Here is a 17,867-nt window from a genome sequence, read left to right as displayed (position 1 = left end):
TTCTTAAATAGCGTTACTGAAGATGTTCGTACCTGGTTGTTTGGCTCGTAGCCGCTGGTCAAATGGCATGCAGATATTTCTTAGGAAGGATTTTCCTAAGGGAGTTATCTCAAGTCCATTGGCTTTTAAAATTATGAGTCCATCATCGGATAGAGATCTTAATTCATTGATAATATCAGGTGTGTTGGAGGCTTCCCAACTGGTTCTTCCTTCACACATAATATTAAGAATATGTTTTCTGAATACTAGATCTTCAGTGTTATGAATATGTCCTTTAAGGAGCGGTAGTTTATTTTGTGCTAACAGAGAACGATATTCTTCTACACTTTTAACGTTTTGTGCAAATGCATTCCATGAGTCGCTGATAGATGAGACTCCTAAACCAATCATTAGAGGAGAGAACCGATCTGTATATCCCATAAAGTTTCGGTGTAGAGTTTCATTTTCGAAAGCCTTAAACAAAGCATCTCCGGGCAGAGCAAAATGATCCATTCCAATATCTTCATAGCCAGCTTCTAGGATCATCTGCTTTCCAAGTTCATATAACTGAAGTTTCTCTTCATCTTTGGGTAAATCTTTTTCGTCGTAATGTCTTTGCCCTGGTTGTAACCAAGGGACATGTGCATAACTGTAAAAAGATATTCGATCAGGTTTAAGAGCGATGACTTTATTGACGGTGTTTTCTACGGTTGCTAGAGTTTGTTTAGGTAAACCATAAATTAAGTCGAAATTTATGGAAGAGTAACCGAGTTGTTGGGCCTGATTCATTACTCTGAAAATATCCTCTTCGCTTTGCTTCCTATTGATGATAAATTGTACTAACGGATCAAAATCCTGAACACCTAAGCTTAATCTTCTAAATCCTAATGAATAGAGCGTTTCTAAGTGTTCTATTGTAGTGTTTGCAGGATGAGCTTCAAAAGAGAATTCAGCTCTCGGACTTATCTTTAGGTCAGCTAATAATGTTGTTATAAGGAACTTTAAGTTTTCCGGAGTGAAAAAAGTTGGTGTTCCTCCTCCTAAATGAATATCACCGATCGTTATATCCTTACCCAGATATTGTTTATAAAGATCCCACTCTTTTAAAACATCTTGAATATAAGGTAACTCGACATCGTGGTTTTTAGTTATTCGTTTATTGCAACCACAGTAAGTACATAAGCTTTCGCAGAAGGGTAGATGTATGTAAATGCTGATACCATCTGATGACTCTTGATGTGTAATTTTTACTTTTTCAATCCATTGGTTTTCGTTCCATTGATCAGTATCCCAAAATGGAACAGTTGGATAGCTGGTATACCTTGGGGCGGGAACGTTGTATTTTCGAATTAATTCTTTTTGTGTTAATGACATGGAAGAGAAGTTTGAATAATGAATCTTCGCAATAAATTTATTGTGTAAAGAGAACCATTATTAAATACTTAAATTATGACGGTCGTCACAATAAAAGGTAATAATTAGGCTTTTGGCTTTCTCTTAGGTTTTTTCCTTATTAAGATTTGATTTAAAGTTCTTTTACATATGGTGATATATCATTTTAATAATACATTTGTAAAAAGGGTTAGACGCTGTTATTGCATCTTTACATCTTATATGAAATATTATATTCCAATTTTTGATCAACCGTTCTGGTTCTATGGAAAGTGCAAAATTACTTAAGGCTGTTATTGAGAATTCTAATGAAGGTATCATCACAATTGATGATTCAGGAATTGTAGAAACAATTAACCCGAGTGCATTAAGATTATTCAATTATACTGCTGAAGAAGTAATAGGCAATAATATTAGTATGTTGATGCCTGAACCTTATAAAAGTCAACACGATGAGTATATTAATAAATATCTAAGTACCGGTAAAAAGAAAATTATTGGTATAGGGAGGGAGGTGCTTGGACAGAAGAAGAATGGTTCTACTTTTCCTTTCTGGCTTTCTATAAGTGAGGTCAATTATGAAAACCGAAAAATATTTACCGGTTTTGTTCAGGATTTAAGTAAACAAAAGGAAGCTGAAGAAATGCTTCGTTTATATACAGAAGAACTGGAAGAGGTTATTCGCGAAAGAACAGCAGATTTGCACACGATGGTTAAGAGGTTGGAAGATGCCAAAGATAATGTAACTAAGTCACTCCAAAAGGAAAAGGATTTAAACCGCCTTAAATCGCAATTTGTATCGATGGCTTCTCATGAGTTTAGAACCCCACTTGGTTCTGTACAACTTTCTGCATCATTGATAAATAAATATGCTGAGAAGAATGATATTGAGGGAGTGCATAAACATACTTTGAAAATTAGAAACTCGGTTGATCTTCTTACTAATATTTTAAATGATTTCTTATCCCTTGATCGTTTAGAAGGAGGAGTTATTGAACCACATCCGAAGAGTTTCAATATTGTTAAATTTTCTGAAGAGATAATTGAAGAGATGCAGTCGATGACTAAGCAAAATCAGAACATTGTTTATCAGCATACAGGAAATATTGGAACTGTTTATCTTGACCCTCATTTGCTAAAGAATGCTATAATCAATTTGATTTCGAACGCCATCAAATATTCAGGTGAGAATACATTTATAGAATTTAATACGTATATATCGAGTGATAAGTGTATTATAGAGGTAAAAGATGATGGGATTGGTATTCCTGAAGCGGACCAAAAACATTTGCTAGAACCATTTTTTAGAGCCAATAATACAGGTAAAATTCCCGGAACAGGTTTGGGATTAAATATCGTTAAACAGTACGCTCATTTAATGAACGGTGAAATTACTTGGATAAGTAAACTTGATGAGGGTACAACTTTTATTTTAATTTTTAAGCAATAAACTTCTTGTGATGCAGAATAGTAATAGTAATAAAACGGTTTTAGTTATTGAAGATCATGACGATATACGGGAAAGTATTGTTGAGATCTTAGAAATGGCAGATTATCATGTTTTGAGTGCATCTGAAGGAAAGTCGGGCTTTGAATTAGCTTTGAAACACTTACCTAATATTATACTATGTGATATTATGATGCCGGTATTGGATGGTTATGGAGTTTTATATCTTTTAGGAAAACACGAAGAAACGGCAAATATACCATTGATATTTTTAACTGCTAAAGCTGAACGTGCAGATATACGAAAAGCGATGGAAATGGGAGCTGATGATTATCTTATTAAGCCATTTAATGATATGGAGCTTTTAAATGCAATTGAATCGCGCCTTCGGAAGCATAGTAATAAGAGAAATATATCGATTTTATCTTCGTCTTTACCAGAGGACCTTGAATCTTTGCTTGAAGAGCTTATTAGTTTGGGAAGGAAGAAGACTTATAAAAAGAAACAGAACATTTATCAGGAGCTGGATGTACCGCTCTATTTATATAGAGTTAATTCGGGTAAGGTAAGAAGTTTTTTATTTTATGAGGATGGCCGGGAATTGACAACAGGAATTTATTCAGAGGGGGAGTTTTTCGGTTATGAAGCGATTCTATTGGACAAGAAGCGATTCGACAATATTGAAACATTGGAAGAAACAGAACTGACATTGGTTAATAAAGCAGATCTTGAGAATTTAATGCATAAACGCCATGCATTAAATATGAAGTTTATTCAGTTATTAACGTACAAAAATCAATTAAAAAATGAGAGGCTTTTAAGCTTTGCGTATAATTCGGTTAGAAAGAGAATTGCTGAAGCCATTGTAAGTTATGCAGAGAAGTTTAAAAAAGACGCCCAGGATAATACATGTATAATTCGAATATCGCGCGATGATCTTGCTTCTATGGCTGGTACAGCAAATGAAACTGTTAGCAGGACACTTGCTGATTTTAAGGAAGAAAAATTATTGACTAAGGAGGGTAATTCAATACATATTATGGATATAGAAGCATTAAAGGCCATTACCTAATAAATATGATTTAAATCATATTTTAGCTTGAGAAATTTCATTCTAATTGTATTTGTTTGGCGTATTATTGGTTGAATGAAAGCTATCGCCTATAATATAAGGAAACAAGAAAAGGAGTATTTGGTTAAGGCAAATGCTAAAAAGCATGAACTGACATTTATTTCTAATGAATTGAATAATGACACTGTTATTTATTCTTTCGACAAAGAAGCTGTACTCCTGTACACTGTAAATTCTCTTAGTCCTGAACTTTTTCTTAAGCTGCAGGAATTTGGAGTTAAGCAAATTATTAGTCGGACAGATAAACCTAGTAATGCAATAGTGCATCTAGCTCGTGAATATGGAATTTTCATTAGTTATGTACATAATAGCCTGACTGACGAGAAGAAGGCTCTTCGAATTATTAAGCAACTTGATCGATTGTTAGACGCTAGCTTTTAGAGATCCTATTCAAGTCTGTTTTGAACTGATCGTTTATTTGCTCCAATATTAATAATACTAACTCCCAGTAGCATCAGCAAAGTAATTCCTAGAAGGATTTCATTGATATAAGGAACTCTATAATACCCCATAGCTGCAAGACCTTGCATCATTAGCATAAGTTCATTCAGAATAATTCCTATCAGAAATAAAACGATTCCTGCACATGTTAATTTTAGCGCCTTTAGATAGCCTTTATAAAATAAATATCCTAAGAGGAAAAGTGTAACTATTCCTAAAAAGACCAAATGCAGATAGCCAATTACTATGGGTCTGTATCCAAAAGCCATATTATTTAAAGAAGGAATTGTAGAGCCAGCCTGAAGAATTACTTTGATTGAGAATGCTAGAGCCGAACATCCTAAAAGCAATTTTACGATTTTTTGCATATTCTGAGTGAATACTTGAAGTTGTTTTTGAATTTGCAAGAAAAACCAAATCCATCCAGTTATGAGAATTGCTGCAGATATGACTACAATTATGTAGATCCAGAGTGGTAATGACAACCATAGAACGGATAGAAAATATGCTGGAATGCATGCGATTGCATAGATCCAGAAAAATTTCTGAAGCCCTTTTATTTGAATATTTTTGTTTGTCAATACTTCGATTAATAATCCTAAACAGGCAAATGTGAACCATCCATTGTATTGAAAATGGAGATAGAAATAGGTTGTTGCCTGTTGTAGTTTAATATTAATCGTATGAGTAGCCATTATATAGGCCAGCATGGCTATTCCGAGGGAAGATAATATAGAAAAAACAATAGCAGCCTTAAACCAGATAAAGCTTGGGCTTTGTAAAGGAGCTTTCCTCATATCTTTCCAGAGTTGTATTCCAAAATAATAAATTATCAAAATGGAGAGCGTGGAAAAGATTATTGATACGACACCATAGCCTTGCAGTAGGAAAGAAATTAACATTCCGTATGAAACAACCAGGTTGGCAAAAAGGATAAAGTTGTATTTTTTGAAATGGGTTTTTCCTATTATAGAAGAAACAAAAGATGCAAGCAAAACCATCAGGAGTTGTGTTAGCCAGCCACTTAATGCAAAGTGTGAATGACTATGTTGTAGATGTTTTTGGTTGATGATTGGTAGAGAAAAACTGATTTTATAGCGTAATAATACGCCTAATATTGCAACGAGTAGTAAACTGCATAAGGTAATTGTAACCCATTTTTTTATATTCATAATCTTTGCATTTATTTCTAAAATAGAAATTTTATAATTCAAGTATTTCTTTTTTGTAAATATAGTCTATATGAGAATTGATTTTATGATAAAATAATTGCTTTTTAATGACAATTGTCATATTTTTAAAACATAAGAATTCTACTTTTGTTCATACATAAATCATACTTAACAATAATCTTATGAAAAAACTACTTTATTTAAGCGCAGCAGCCTTGTTTGTTATTGGTTGCACAAATAGTTCTACCGAAGAGGGGAATACCGATACTACTGCAACTACTAATGATGTTGTTCAAACTGAAACTTTACAGGAGGAATATGATGAAACTGTCGGCACGGGAAAATATAATGAAACTAACTTTACGGTTTCGCCTACTGTGGATGCTGAACTAGCGAAAAAAGGGGATGCTATTTACGGAGCGAAATGTCAAAGTTGTCATAAAACTACCGACGAAAGATTGGTAGGTCCAGGCTTTAAAGGTGTTTCAGAACGTAGAACTCCGGTTTGGATTATGAATTTCTTAACCAATACAGATGAAATGATTGACGTAGATCCGGCGATGCAAGAGGAACTTGAAATATGTATGGTTAGAATGCCTGATCAAGCATTGGCAGAAGTTGATGCACATGCTATGGTTGAATTCTTTCGTGAAAACGACGGTGTAAAATAGGTTAAATATAAATGATGTATGTTTGAATCGGCTGGTTCTTAAACAATTTATTTAGTGACATTCGTCATAATTTATATAGTCAAATGAAGATACTTTTGATGTACAGTAGGAAAAGAATACTGTATATTAGTAATATAAATAAATAGCTATGAAGACTATGAAAGTTAATCGACTGTTTGTAATGGTAAAAAGAATTAGACCATTGATGTATTTAGCACTTTTAGGTATATTGATGTCTTGTGGCCAGAGTGGAGGTTCAAGAACATCTGTTATAGACGCAACCTATGAAGGTGAGGGAGACGATCTTGAGCGTGTTAAACAAGAGATGGTTATGCCTCCATTGGTACCTGTACATGATCAAGTTGCTAAAGGAGGTCCAAAGATTGTTGAAGTAACCCTTGAAATACAGGAAAAAAAATGGGAAGTTGCTCCTGGTGACTCAGTTTGGGCACTAACTTTTAATGGCTCAGTTCCTGGACCTTTAATTGTTGTTCATCAAGATGACTATGTTGAATTGACATTGAAGAATCCGGCAACAAATTCCATGATGCATAATATAGATTTCCATGCGGCTACAGGTCATATGGGAGGAGGAGATATTTCAGAGGTTAATCCTGGAGAAGAAGTGGTTTTCCGCTTTAAGGCTACCAGAGCAGGTGTTTTCGTATATCACTGTGCACCGGGTGGAATGATGACTCCAATGCACGTTACTTCAGGAATGAATGGAGCAATTATGGTATTGCCAAGAGAAGGATTGAAGGATGAAAACGGAAACTTGGTAGAGTATGATAAAGCACTTTATATTGTAGAGCAAGACTTCTACCTTCCTAAAAATGCAGACGGTTCATTTATGAATCTTGCTACTGCTAATGAAAGTATGAATGAAATGGCTAATTCTATTAAAACATTAATACCAACGCATATAGTATTCAATGGTAAGAAAAATTCCTTGACCGGAAAGAACTCTCCCGTTGTAAATGTAGGTGATAAGGTTCTATTAATTAGCGCTCAAGCAAATCGAGATACCAGGTTGCATTTAATTGGAGGACACTCTGATCTGTTCTGGCCAGGAGGGAAATTTAATAATACTCCTTATACAGATTTAGAAACCTGGCATATTCCAGGTGGATCAGCAGCAGCTGCACTATATCGGTTCAGAGAACCAGGAACATATGCATTTGTAAATCACAACCTGATTGAAGCAATTGCTTTCGGAGCTATTGCAACTATTAAGGCCGAAGGTGAATGGGATAATTCTTTAATGAAAGAAATAGAAAAAGCTGGCCCTATTAAATAAATCAGAATGAATTTTATAACTGCTGAAGAAGCTGTTAAGTTAATCCAATCTAATCATCGTGTTTTTATCCATTCAGCTGCCGCAACGCCTAAAGAATTGGTGAACGCAATGGCAAAGAGAAGTGGAGAACTTAATAACGTTAGAATTTATAGTATGCATACGGAGTGGGATGCTCCGTATGCTAATAAAGAACACGCATCGGCATTTGAAATAAATGCCTTTTTTGTAGGTTCTAATATCCGAAAGGCTGTTAACGAAGGAAGAGCGAGCTATGTTCCAATGTTCTTAAGCGAGATACCAAAAGCGTTTCGCAGTGGATTGGTTCCTCTGGATGTAGCATTGATAAGCGTTTCTCCTCCGGATAATAATGGTTATTGTACTCTTGGGGTATCATGCGATATTTCAAGAGCCGCTGTAGAGAAAGCTTCAATTATTATTGCAGAGATAAACCCAAATATGCCACGTGCTATAGGCGATGGAGTTTTACATATTTCTAATTTTACTGCAACAGTTGAGGTAGATTATCCAATATTTGCTCAAAAACTTAAAGAACCTTCGCCTACAGAATTAGCTATTGGTGAGAATGTAGCTTCATTGGTTGAAGATGGAGCAACTCTTCAGATGGGCATTGGCGGTATTCCGAATGCTGTTCTTAGATGTTTAACTAACCATAAAGATTTAGGAATACATACTGAAATGTTTTCTGATGGAGTAATTGATCTGGTTGAGAAAGGTGTTATTAACAATAAACTAAAAAAAATCCATCCGGGAGCGATTGTGTCGAGCTTTGTTATTGGATCAAAGAGGCTTTATGATTTTGTTGATAATAATCTTCTTGTAAGAATGCTGGATATTGAATATGTAAACGATCCGGTAACAATTTCAAAGAACCCGAAGGTTACTGCTATTAACAGTGCAATAGAAGTGGATATCTTTGGACAGGTATGTGCGGATTCTATAGGAACTAGGCAATATAGCGGAGTGGGAGGTCAAGTAGATTTTATGCGTGGCGCGGCACTTTCTAAAGGTGGAAAGCCCATTATTGCAATTCCTTCAGTTACTAATAAAGGAATTTCAAGGATTGTTTCGCTCCTGAAGCCAGGTGCATCTGTTGTCACGACTCGGGCGCACGTGCATTATGTTGTTACTGAACATGGTATTGCATATTTACATGGGAAGAACTTGAGAGCGCGTGCTGAAGAGTTAATTAAAATTGCTCATCCGGATCATCAAGAACATTTAGAAAGAGAAGCATTTTCTATTTTCAAGCCGATTTAAGAAAACTATAATTATTATAATATCCCTAAGTTATACGTTGCAGCGTGTGGCTTAGGGATTACTTTTTTTTATGATATCCATCATATTTTAACTCTATAATATTAGGTCAATTTACATTTGTGAATTTAAACATAATATTATGAATCATACATTCCATATTCCTGTACTAGGTCTCGCTTTCTCGATTGATACTCCAGTGAAAGTTGCTCGTTATGGTATCTCATCTGTTGTTTCAATTGTAGATGATATTTTAATTGAACGGATGCGTCAATTCTATGCTAAAAAAATCAATGAGGATTTTGTGCCAATTTCCCCCAAGGTGCCCGATTTTCGTGCAAAGCGAATTACAGCTTATTTGAATTTGCTTAAACAGATAGTTGAAAAGCAATTTGACTCGTTAAAAAATTCTGAATTTAGTCCTGGTTCAGAGATTTCTAAATATTTTGAACTCCTACCTGATCGTTCTTTATTAAAGAAATTATACAATGAAATGTTGCAGCTTTCTGATGTTGATACAAAGGAGAAGGTGCAGACTGAATTGAGAAAGCAGCTTTATTGTGGATCTATTGATGTAAATATTATGTCTAAGGTCGATAAAATGAACTTTAGTTCAGAGGGAGATAATCTGGGTGATCAATTTACGGATGCTATAGCTGCACTTCGTGGGTTTGCAAAAAGTGATCTTAATTCTTCGCTTATTCTTTCGGCAGGGATGAATCCAAGATTATATAGTTCATTAGAAGACTTTCCTGATTTTTATCCAACTTATAATAAGAGTTTTAAAAAGCAGATTATTCTTAAAGTGAGTGATTTTAGGTCAGCTTTTATTCAGGCAAAGTTTTTGGCAAAAAAAGGTTTATGGATATCTGAATTCCGCATAGAATCTGGCTTAAACTGTGGAGGACATGCTTTTGCTACAGAGGGATATCTTTTGGGTCCGATTTTGGAAGAGTTTAAGCAAAGACGGGAAGAGATGGTTGATTCTCTTTTTGAAATATACCAGAATGCATTGAAGACAAAGGAGCTGGTTGTAGATAAAATACCAACTCAAAGGTTAACGGTTCAAGGCGGAATAGGTACTGCGGAAGAAGATAGATTTTTAGTTGACTATTATAAGTTGGATGGAACGGGTTGGGGTAGTCCGTTTCTTTTAGTCCCCGAAGCAACAAACGTTGATGATGGAACACTGGAGTCTTTAGAATTTGCTACGCAGGATGATTTTTATATCAGCGGTTCTTCTCCTTTAGGAATCCCTTTTAATAATTTCAGGAAGAGTTCTGCAGAAGAGTTGAGGTTGGAGCGCATTAAAAGGGGGAGACCAGGAAGCCCTTGTAAAAAGAAATTCCTTGTTTCTAATACTGAATTTACTGAACAACCAATTTGTACTGCTTCTAGAGAATTTCAGAACCTAAAGATAAAGCAATTGGAAAGTGCAGATTTATCTGAGTCAGAGTTCAAGAAACAATTTGATTTAATTACAGAAAAGGTTTGTTTGTGCGAAGGATTAGCCACTTCTGCTTATATTAAAAATAATATTTTAGAACCGAAAGAGAGAACAGCTGTAGCCATTTGCCCAGGTCCTAATCTTGCATATTTTTCTGGCAAATTTACTTTAGAACAGATGATTAAGCATATCTATGGTAAAGTGAATTTATTAAATGAGATTGAGCGTCCAAATCTATTCATTAATGAATTGAAGCTTTATGTGGAGTATCTGAATAAAGAGATTGATATGCAGGTAGAGCAGTTGAATGAAAAGAAGCGAAAATACTTACTTAAGTTTAAGGAGCAATTGCAGAATGGGATAAACTATTATAAGGAACTGATTCCTAATTTATATAATGAAACGGATATTTATCGCAATAAAATGTTGAATGACTTGCTAAAGTTTGAACATACTTTAGCTACAGAAAAATTCATTTAACACATAGGTAATCTGTTGTTTAGCTCTAATTTTCTATCACTTAAAAATATGATTTAGCGCATATATTGGATATGAACCTCTGATTAGATTTGATTAATAATTCTTTGAACTATATATAAGTACAATTAGAAAATTTAATCCTAATCCTATGTTTAATTCAACAAAAAAGATGTTTGCCTTAGCATTTACTCTGGCAATTCTGACAGGACTAAATTCCTGTAAACCCAAAACGGCGGGGACGGCCGTAAGTGCAGGTGCCGCAGAAAAGGTCTACGTGGCTCCTGGAGAATATGATGAATATTATGGCTTTGTTTCCGGAGGATTTAGTGGCCAGTTAGCGGTATATGGATATCCTTCGGCCCGCTTGTTAAAAGTCCTTCCGGTTTTTTCGGTAGATCCTGAAAAAGGTTATGGATATTCCGAAGAAACGATACCATTGTTAAATACTTCACATGGATTTGTTCCATGGGATGATTTGCATCACCTTCAAATCTCTCAAACGGATGGTATCATGGATGGAAGATGGGTTTTTGTGAATGCGAACAATACTCCTCGTGTTGCCAGGATTGATCTTACAACTTTTAAAACGGTAGAGGTTATTGAAATTCCTAATAGTGCAGGTAATCACTCCTCACCTTTTATAACAGAAAATACAGAATATGTTGTAGCTGGTACCCGTTTTAGTGTTCCTGATGATGGTGTGGAATATCCCATCCATACCTATAAAGAGAACTTTAAAGGTTCGATCAGTTTTATAAGTGTAGATAAAACAACTGGAAATATGGATATCGCTTTTCAATTGGAAGTTCCTGCACTTAATTTTGATCTTAGTCATTCAGGAAAAGGCCCAAGTAGCGGTTGGTTCTTCTTCTCTACTTACAATACCGAAAAGGCTTATACTCAGCTTGAAGTCAATGCTTCTCAAAATGACAAAGATTTTATTATGGCGGTAAACTGGAAAAAGGCAGAGGAGTTGATCAAGGCTGGAAAGGGAATAAAGAAAACAGTGAAATATGCGCATAATAAGTATAATGAAGAAACACATACAGCTTCATCTGAAATTAAAACTGAAATCTTAACATTGACACCAGATATGTTAAGAGAGATATGCTACTTTATCCCTTGTCCAAAGTCTCCTCATGGAACCGATGTTGATCCTTCAGGTGAGTACATTGTAGGTAGTGGTAAATTGGCTGCTTTACTACCGGTCTTCGCTTTCTCAAAAATTCAAAAAGCCATTGAGAATAAAGACTTCGATGGTCAATACGATGGTTTTAATGTGCTTAAATACGAATCTGTATTATACGGCGAAGTTGAAAAACCAGGTTTAGGACCTTTACATACTGAGTTTGATGACAAGGGGAACGCATATACTTCATTCTTTCTTTCATCAGAGATTGTGAAATGGAACTTAAAAGACCTTAAGATCATTGATCGTTCTCCTACCTTTTATTCTGTTGGTCACTTAACAATACCTGGTGGAGATACTCGGAAACCAAGTGGGAAATATGCAGTTGCATACAATAAAATCACCAAGGACCGCTATCTACCTACAGGTCCAGAATTGACACAAAGTGCACAACTCTATGATATTTCAGGCGATAAAATGCAACTGTTGCTTGATTTCCCAACAATTGGAGAACCTCATTATAGTCAGATCATTCCTGCAGAAACGATTATGAAGAATTCAAAGAAGATTTATAATCTTGAGGAAAACAAACATCCCTATGTGACAAAGAATGAAGGTGATGCTCGTGTGGTACGAGAGGGAAAAACAGTTCATGTATATATGGCAGCCATCCGTAGTCATTTAGCCCCTGATAACATTGAGGGAATTCATGTTGGTGATGAGGTTTATTTCCATTTTACTAATAGAGAACAGGATTGGGATATCCCACACGGATTTGCTATAAAAGGAGCGAATACGGCTGAGCTTTTGGTTATGCCAGGAGAGACGCAAACATTGAAGTGGACTCCTAAACAAGCGGGCATCTGGCCAATGTATTGTACTGATTTCTGTAGTGCATTACACCAAGAGATGTCTGGTTATATCCGTGTTTCACCAGCTGGTTCGAATACACCGATTCGTTATGGTTTAGGTGATACAGCACCAGGACCCGGTACAAAGTAAAATTAAATCCGTTTATGTAATAAACCTCTTTGTTTTAGGAGAGGTTTATTACTTCCAAAAATAAAGCCCAATATCATGAAAGATGAAAGTGGCCAAACACAAATTTCAATGATTACCCAGATCATTTCTATCTTATGTGGGATAGCTTTAATCATTGTGATTTTTGTGCCAATCTGGAGAATACAACTTGATGCTCCACAATATCCTGAAGGCTTAGAAATGCAAATACATGCTAATAAACTGGCAGGTGATGTCGAAATTATTAATGGTCTGAACCATTATATAGGTATGCGTACCTTGCATAAAGATGATTTTGTAGAATTCACAGTTCTTCCCTATATCTTTGGTTTTTTTGCCATTTTTGGATTCATAACTGCTAAAGCAAGAAAAAAGAAATTGTTCTATATATGGGCTCTTGCTTTCTTTCTATTTGCAATCCTGGCAATGGTTGATTTTTATAATTGGGAATATGAGTATGGTCACAATCTGGACCCTACAGCTGCTATAAAGGTTCCGGGACAAGCCTATCAGCCACCATTGATTGGGTTTAAGCAATTGCTGAACTTTGGCGCCTATTCTTTTCCTGCTATCGGTGGATGGGTTATGCTTTTAATAGGTTTAGCGCTCTTAGGTTGTCTAATCTTCGAATTAAGAAATCAGAAACCATTTTTTAAGTGCATGTTGTGCGCTAAGAGAACAGCAGCTTTAATTTTGATGATACAGATTGTTTTTATTGGCTGCAGCTCTGGTCCTAAACCCATACACTTTGAAAGTGACAATTGTGATTTTTGTAAAATGACGATTAGTGATAGTCGTTTCGGGGCAGAAATTGTAACTAAAAAAGGGAAGGTTTTTAAGTTTGATGACCTCCATTGCATTAAAGCTTTTTTAAAGGATGGTGAAATAGATACAAATGAAATTGGTGCTATTTATTTCGTCGATTTTTCTATTGAGGAAAATTTAATCGAAGCGTCCAAAAGTTATCTTTTCCAAGCCGATCGAGTAAATAGTCCGATGGGTTCAAATACAGTTGCATTTGGTTCAAAAGACAGTCTGGAGACTTACCAAACGCAATTTTCTGGAAAGGAGGTAACATGGGAAGAATATCTAAAAAATTAGGCAGATACATACTGTTACTGCTTTTTACTTTTTCAGCATCAGGTCTTTTAGCTAAAACATGGGTGGTGAATCCGGAAGGGAAGATTAAAACAATTAAAGAAGCTGTTAATCTCGCTCGATCGGGTGATACGGTGATGATAAAGCCTGGTATTTATAAGGAACATGATATCACCATTACAAAAGCTATTTTTTTGAAGGGTCAAAATTTCCCGGTAATAGATGGACAGAGTGCTCATCAGATTGTTACGGTCGAAAGTGATAATGTAGTGATAGAGGGTATTGAATTTAGAAACTCCGGAAGCTCAAGCTATCTCGATATCTCAGCTTTAAAGATTTCAAAATCAAGAAACGTTACAGTAAAGAGTAATCGGTTCAAGGATAATTTTTTTGCTATTCACAGCATGGAATCTCCAAATGGAACATTGATTGGCAACGAGATACTATCCGGTGGTAGGAAAGGAATGAAATTTGCCAACGGCATCCATTGTTGGAAAACTTCTAATATGCGGATTGTCAATAACACGATTTCTGGTCATCGGGATGGAATCTATTTGGAATTCGTAACCCATTCCATTATTAAGGATAATAAAAGCATCGGTAATAAACGTTACGGTCTTCATTTTATGTTTTCTCACGATAATACCTACACACATAATCGGCTTTCAAAAAATGGTGCAGGAGTCGCGGTTATGTATTCGAATAGGGTTGTTATGCGACAAAATATATTTTCTGAGAATTGGGGGAATGCGGCTTATGGCATTTTATTGAAGGAAATAAATGATAGTATAATTGAAGATAACCGTTTTGAACGAAACACAACAGCGATTTTTGCAGAAAGCACAAACAGGATTCAAATGGCAAACAATCAATTCATTAAAAATGGTTGGGCAATACAGTTGCAATCAAGTGCAAGCGATATGAACATTGTTGGGAATAACTTTATGGGAAACACATTTGATGTTTCAACGAATGGAAGGCTCGCAAGCAATAAGTTTGATTCTAACTATTGGGACAAATATGAAGGTTATGATCTGAACAGGGATGGATCTGGTGATATTCCATATCATCCGGTAAGTTTTTATTCCATTATTATACAGAGAAATCCAGGTGCACTTATGCTATTCCGTAGCTTTCTTGTTAAATTGATGGATAAGGCAGAAAGCGTTCTTCCTTCATTAACACCAGTAGATGTCTTGGATGGGAATCCACAAATAAAGAAAATTAATCATGCACATAAATAAGTGTTTATTATGATACAAATTTCAAATCTGAAAAAGCGCTTTGGAAAATTTAATGTTTTAAAGAATATCAGTCTAGATCTAAAGTCTGGACAGGTTATCGCTTTAATCGGCCCAAATGGTTGTGGTAAAACAACCTTGATAAAGAGTATATTAGGGATGGTTATTCCAGATGATGGAGAAATTTTAGTACAAGGGAAGTCTATTAGTGGTCAATGGATGTATCGTGATAGTATCGGTTATATGCCTCAGCTCGGCAGGTATCCTGAAAACCTTTCTGTGGGTCAAATATTCAATATGATAAAGGATATTAGGTTTAAACATGTACAAATTTATGACGAAGATCTTTACAATTCATTTCGATTGGATGAGATATTGGATAAGAAAATGGGAGATCTTTCTGGTGGAACAAGACAAAAAGTAAGTGCACAATTAGCTTTTCTTTTTAATCCGCATACACTCATTTTGGATGAGCCAACAGCCGGATTAGATCCTTTATCATCAGAAATATTAAAAGACAAAATTCTTAAGGAAAAGGAGAATGGAAAGCTAATTCTAATAACTTCCCATAATCTAAATGAACTAGATGAAATTGTGAATCAGATTATATATATGCAAGAAGGTAAGATTGTTTTGAATAAATCTCTGAAACAGTTGAAGATAGATACCGGAAAACTAAGACTGACAGATGCCATTGCACAAATAATGAGAGAGGAGTTGGAATATGAATAAGGTTATAAAACATGTCGTTCTGGATATTTTAAGAAATAAAATAGTTGTGGCCTATACGATCTTCCTGTTTGTTTTTTCTATGGGATTGTTTCTAATGGAAGATAGTCCTGAAAAAAGTATGGCAAGTATACTTACAGTTAATCTCATCGTTATTCCGTTAATAAGCATGGTTTTTTCTGCTATATACATTTACAATTCTGCTGAATTTATTGAGTTTTTAGCTGCTCAGCCAATTAAAAGGAAAACGCTCTGGATAAGTATTTTTTCCGGACTTTCACTTTCTCTAGTATTGGCTTTCCTTTTAGGATGCGGTATACCCATCTTGATTTTTTCGAATACCGCTACAGGATGGACCATGTTGTTAATGGGTACGCTTTTATCCATAATATTTGTTGCAATTGCATTACTGGCCTGTGTTTATACCAAAGACAAAGCTAGAGGTATCGGAACTTCTATTCTACTCTGGTTCTATTTTACAGTGGTATTTGATGGGATTGTTCTGTTTCTATTATTTCAGCTTATGGACTATCCACTAGAAAATATCCTTGTTGGTTTTAGTGTACTAAACCCGATCGATTTGGCTCGTATTCTTATTCTTTTAAAAATGGATATTTCTGCATTAATGGGAGCCTCCAGTGCTGTTTTTAAATTAATATTTGGTGGTAGTTGGGGAATGTTGGTAGCTACGTTTGTTATGCTATTATGGATTGCTGTGCCACTTTTTTTATCCTTGAACAAGTTTTACCGGAAGGATTTGTAATGCTAGAGCCACAATCCTGAAAATAAATAAAGATTTAATGAAATGTCAGATCACGATTTTAATATAAGACGAGAATTAATAAATAGTATTATTCATGGGTTCGGAATCATTTTTGGAATTGTAGCAATCCCTATACTAATAGGTTTAGCTATAAAAAGTGAAAGTATGACTCACATTATTGGAGCTGCTATTTATGGCTTTTGCTTTTTACAACTCTTTACATTTTCAACCCTTTATCATGGATTTCAAAATCATCAGGTAAAGCGGGCATTAGAAATTATGGATCATATTAGTATTTACTTCCTGATAGCCGGCACCTATACTCCATTCTTGCTGATCTTTTTAAATAATAGCTTTGGTATTACATTATTGTCGGTTTTGTGGGGATTAACGGCATTTGGAATTGTTTTTAAGATTTTCTTTACTGGGCGCTGGAATTTGATATCTACCATGATTTATATAGCGATGGGCTTGATTTTATTTGTTGGTGGACGTCTTTTCTTTATTAATATTCCTTTGCCAATCCTTATTATGATTTTCATAGGAGGCGGACTATATTTAATAGGCACGATCTTTTATTTATGGGAGAAATATCCTTATAATCACGCAATATGGCATTTTTTTGTACTTAGTGCCGCTATCTGTCATTATGTTGCAATCCTCTTAACATTTTAATGTAAGCATAGCTAATATTAAAATGTTAAGAGTCATTTTTAGGATAACCTTCTTCGTCTAAATCGCTGCGTTTATCTTCTGGCGTTTCTGCTAATTTTTCGTCAAGAGGATCGAGTTCTACAATCTGCCCTTTATCTATATGCATTCCTAATTTTTCTACTTCCTCTTCTTCATTTAACTCCTCATACTCATCGCCAACGTTTAGATTAGCTTCATCCCAATCAGAATCCATATCATCGCCATCTTCTGCTGCAGTATCGTAAGGATTGTCGTGAATATATTCATCATCGTCATCACCTTCCACGTCAAGTTCATAACTATCCTCCTCTGCATTGTATTTTAAATCTTGTGCAGAATCCTCTTTTCCTTCATTGAATCTGTTTTCATTATCAATGTTATTGCTCTGTTTTCTTTGCTTTGTCATGGTAGTTTCTTTTTTCTAAATAACAGGCATACACATCAATTGTTTCTGTATATAT

Annotated in this window: 16 protein-coding genes; 13 read left to right on the top strand and 3 right to left on the bottom strand. The window is 35.2% G+C overall.

The features are described 5' to 3' along the window. Positions 1–3: 3 nt before the first annotated feature. Positions 4–1,353, bottom strand: a complete 1,350-nt coding sequence (gene hemN, locus VL047_RS07955; protein WP_325359591.1) for an oxygen-independent coproporphyrinogen III oxidase — start codon at positions 1,351–1,353, stop codon at positions 4–6. 283 nt (positions 1,354–1,636) lie between these two features. Between hemN and VL047_RS07950 the strand changes: the two genes are divergently transcribed. From VL047_RS07950 to VL047_RS07940, 3 genes are all read left to right on the top strand, one after another. Then, positions 1,637–2,821: a PAS domain-containing sensor histidine kinase gene (locus VL047_RS07950; protein ID WP_325359590.1), complete on the top strand. Its 1,185-nt coding sequence runs from the start codon at positions 1,637–1,639 to the stop codon at positions 2,819–2,821. Positions 2,822–2,831: 10 nt separating this feature from the next. Beyond that, a complete protein-coding gene (locus VL047_RS07945) occupies positions 2,832–3,890 on the top strand; it encodes a response regulator (RefSeq protein ID WP_325359589.1) in 1,059 nt (352 codons plus the stop codon). 75 nt (positions 3,891–3,965) lie between these two features. Next, the gene (locus VL047_RS07940) at positions 3,966–4,331 is read left to right on the top strand and encodes a hypothetical protein (protein ID WP_325359588.1); all 366 of its coding nucleotides are present in this window, start codon (positions 3,966–3,968) and stop codon (positions 4,329–4,331) included. Positions 4,332–4,336: 5 nt separating this feature from the next. Here the strand turns inward: VL047_RS07940 and VL047_RS07935 are convergent, their stop codons facing one another. Further along, a complete protein-coding gene (locus VL047_RS07935; RefSeq protein ID WP_325359587.1) occupies positions 4,337–5,563 on the bottom strand; it encodes a hypothetical protein in 1,227 nt (408 codons plus the stop codon). A gap of 182 nt (positions 5,564–5,745) precedes the next feature. On the opposite strand from VL047_RS07935, the gene VL047_RS07930 reads away from it, so the two are divergent. The 10 genes from VL047_RS07930 to trhA all read left to right on the top strand — a co-directional run bounded on the left by VL047_RS07930 (position 5,746) and on the right by trhA (position 17,388). Then, a complete protein-coding gene (locus VL047_RS07930) occupies positions 5,746–6,234 on the top strand; it encodes a c-type cytochrome (RefSeq protein WP_325359586.1) in 489 nt (162 codons plus the stop codon). A gap of 148 nt (positions 6,235–6,382) precedes the next feature. Continuing rightward, positions 6,383–7,531: a copper-containing nitrite reductase gene (gene nirK / locus VL047_RS07925; protein WP_325359585.1), complete on the top strand. Its 1,149-nt coding sequence runs from the start codon at positions 6,383–6,385 to the stop codon at positions 7,529–7,531. Between the two features lie 6 nt (positions 7,532–7,537). Further along, positions 7,538–8,809, top strand: a complete 1,272-nt coding sequence (locus VL047_RS07920) for an acetyl-CoA hydrolase/transferase family protein (protein ID WP_325359584.1) — start codon at positions 7,538–7,540, stop codon at positions 8,807–8,809. A gap of 139 nt (positions 8,810–8,948) precedes the next feature. Beyond that, a complete protein-coding gene (locus VL047_RS07915) occupies positions 8,949–10,733 on the top strand; it encodes a hypothetical protein (RefSeq protein WP_325359583.1) in 1,785 nt (594 codons plus the stop codon). 148 nt (positions 10,734–10,881) lie between these two features. After that, positions 10,882–12,864 carry a Sec-dependent nitrous-oxide reductase gene (nosZ, locus tag VL047_RS07910; protein WP_325359582.1) on the top strand — a complete coding sequence of 661 codons (1,983 nt, stop codon included), beginning with the start codon at positions 10,882–10,884 and terminating at the stop codon, positions 12,862–12,864. A 75-nt stretch (positions 12,865–12,939) separates the two neighbouring features. Then, positions 12,940–13,983 (top strand): nitrous oxide reductase accessory protein NosL, encoded by a 1,044-nt coding sequence (locus VL047_RS07905; RefSeq protein WP_325359581.1) that lies wholly within the window; start codon positions 12,940–12,942, stop codon positions 13,981–13,983. Continuing rightward, positions 13,959–15,224: a nitrous oxide reductase family maturation protein NosD gene (nosD, locus tag VL047_RS07900; RefSeq protein WP_325359580.1), complete on the top strand. Its 1,266-nt coding sequence runs from the start codon at positions 13,959–13,961 to the stop codon at positions 15,222–15,224. The genes VL047_RS07905 and nosD overlap by 25 nt, the downstream gene beginning before the upstream one ends. Positions 15,225–15,233: 9 nt before the next feature. After that, complete coding sequence (locus VL047_RS07895; RefSeq protein ID WP_325359579.1) at positions 15,234–15,953, top strand: ABC transporter ATP-binding protein; 720 nt, start codon at positions 15,234–15,236, stop codon at positions 15,951–15,953. Then, a complete protein-coding gene (locus tag VL047_RS07890; RefSeq protein WP_325359578.1) occupies positions 15,946–16,713 on the top strand; it encodes an ABC transporter permease subunit in 768 nt (255 codons plus the stop codon). The genes VL047_RS07895 and VL047_RS07890 overlap by 8 nt, the downstream gene beginning before the upstream one ends. 42 nt (positions 16,714–16,755) lie before the next feature. Then, entirely contained in the window at positions 16,756–17,388 is a 633-nt protein-coding gene (gene trhA, locus VL047_RS07885; RefSeq protein ID WP_325359577.1) for a PAQR family membrane homeostasis protein TrhA, read from the top strand. Between the two features lie 25 nt (positions 17,389–17,413). Here the strand turns inward: trhA and VL047_RS07880 are convergent, their stop codons facing one another. Beyond that, complete coding sequence (locus tag VL047_RS07880; protein WP_325359576.1) at positions 17,414–17,812, bottom strand: hypothetical protein; 399 nt, start codon at positions 17,810–17,812, stop codon at positions 17,414–17,416. Positions 17,813–17,867 lie beyond the last annotated feature (55 nt).

The sequence above is a fragment of the Albibacterium sp. genome (genome assembly GCF_035514885.1).
GTDB lineage: Bacteria > Bacteroidota > Bacteroidia > Sphingobacteriales > Sphingobacteriaceae > Albibacterium.
This window is presented reverse-complemented; position numbering and strand designations above follow the sequence as displayed.

What these genes read in the sequence shown, in the direction of transcription:
- hemN (WP_325359591.1), bottom strand. Translation starts at nt 1,353, where the DNA reads ATGTCATTAACACAAAAAGAATTAATTCGAAAATACAACGTTCCCGCC.
- VL047_RS07950 (WP_325359590.1), top strand. Translation starts at nt 1,637, where the DNA reads ATGGAAAGTGCAAAATTACTTAAGGCTGTTATTGAGAATTCTAATGAA.
- VL047_RS07945 (WP_325359589.1), top strand. Translation starts at nt 2,832, where the DNA reads ATGCAGAATAGTAATAGTAATAAAACGGTTTTAGTTATTGAAGATCAT.
- VL047_RS07940 (WP_325359588.1), top strand. Translation starts at nt 3,966, where the DNA reads ATGAAAGCTATCGCCTATAATATAAGGAAACAAGAAAAGGAGTATTTG.
- VL047_RS07935 (WP_325359587.1), bottom strand. Translation starts at nt 5,563, where the DNA reads ATGAATATAAAAAAATGGGTTACAATTACCTTATGCAGTTTACTACTC.
- VL047_RS07930 (WP_325359586.1), top strand. Translation starts at nt 5,746, where the DNA reads ATGAAAAAACTACTTTATTTAAGCGCAGCAGCCTTGTTTGTTATTGGT.
- nirK (WP_325359585.1), top strand. Translation starts at nt 6,383, where the DNA reads ATGAAGACTATGAAAGTTAATCGACTGTTTGTAATGGTAAAAAGAATT.
- VL047_RS07920 (WP_325359584.1), top strand. Translation starts at nt 7,538, where the DNA reads ATGAATTTTATAACTGCTGAAGAAGCTGTTAAGTTAATCCAATCTAAT.
- VL047_RS07915 (WP_325359583.1), top strand. Translation starts at nt 8,949, where the DNA reads ATGAATCATACATTCCATATTCCTGTACTAGGTCTCGCTTTCTCGATT.
- nosZ (WP_325359582.1), top strand. Translation starts at nt 10,882, where the DNA reads ATGTTTAATTCAACAAAAAAGATGTTTGCCTTAGCATTTACTCTGGCA.
- VL047_RS07905 (WP_325359581.1), top strand. Translation starts at nt 12,940, where the DNA reads ATGAAAGATGAAAGTGGCCAAACACAAATTTCAATGATTACCCAGATC.
- nosD (WP_325359580.1), top strand. Translation starts at nt 13,959, where the DNA reads ATGGGAAGAATATCTAAAAAATTAGGCAGATACATACTGTTACTGCTT.
- VL047_RS07895 (WP_325359579.1), top strand. Translation starts at nt 15,234, where the DNA reads ATGATACAAATTTCAAATCTGAAAAAGCGCTTTGGAAAATTTAATGTT.
- VL047_RS07890 (WP_325359578.1), top strand. Translation starts at nt 15,946, where the DNA reads ATGAATAAGGTTATAAAACATGTCGTTCTGGATATTTTAAGAAATAAA.
- trhA (WP_325359577.1), top strand. Translation starts at nt 16,756, where the DNA reads ATGTCAGATCACGATTTTAATATAAGACGAGAATTAATAAATAGTATT.
- VL047_RS07880 (WP_325359576.1), bottom strand. Translation starts at nt 17,812, where the DNA reads ATGACAAAGCAAAGAAAACAGAGCAATAACATTGATAATGAAAACAGA.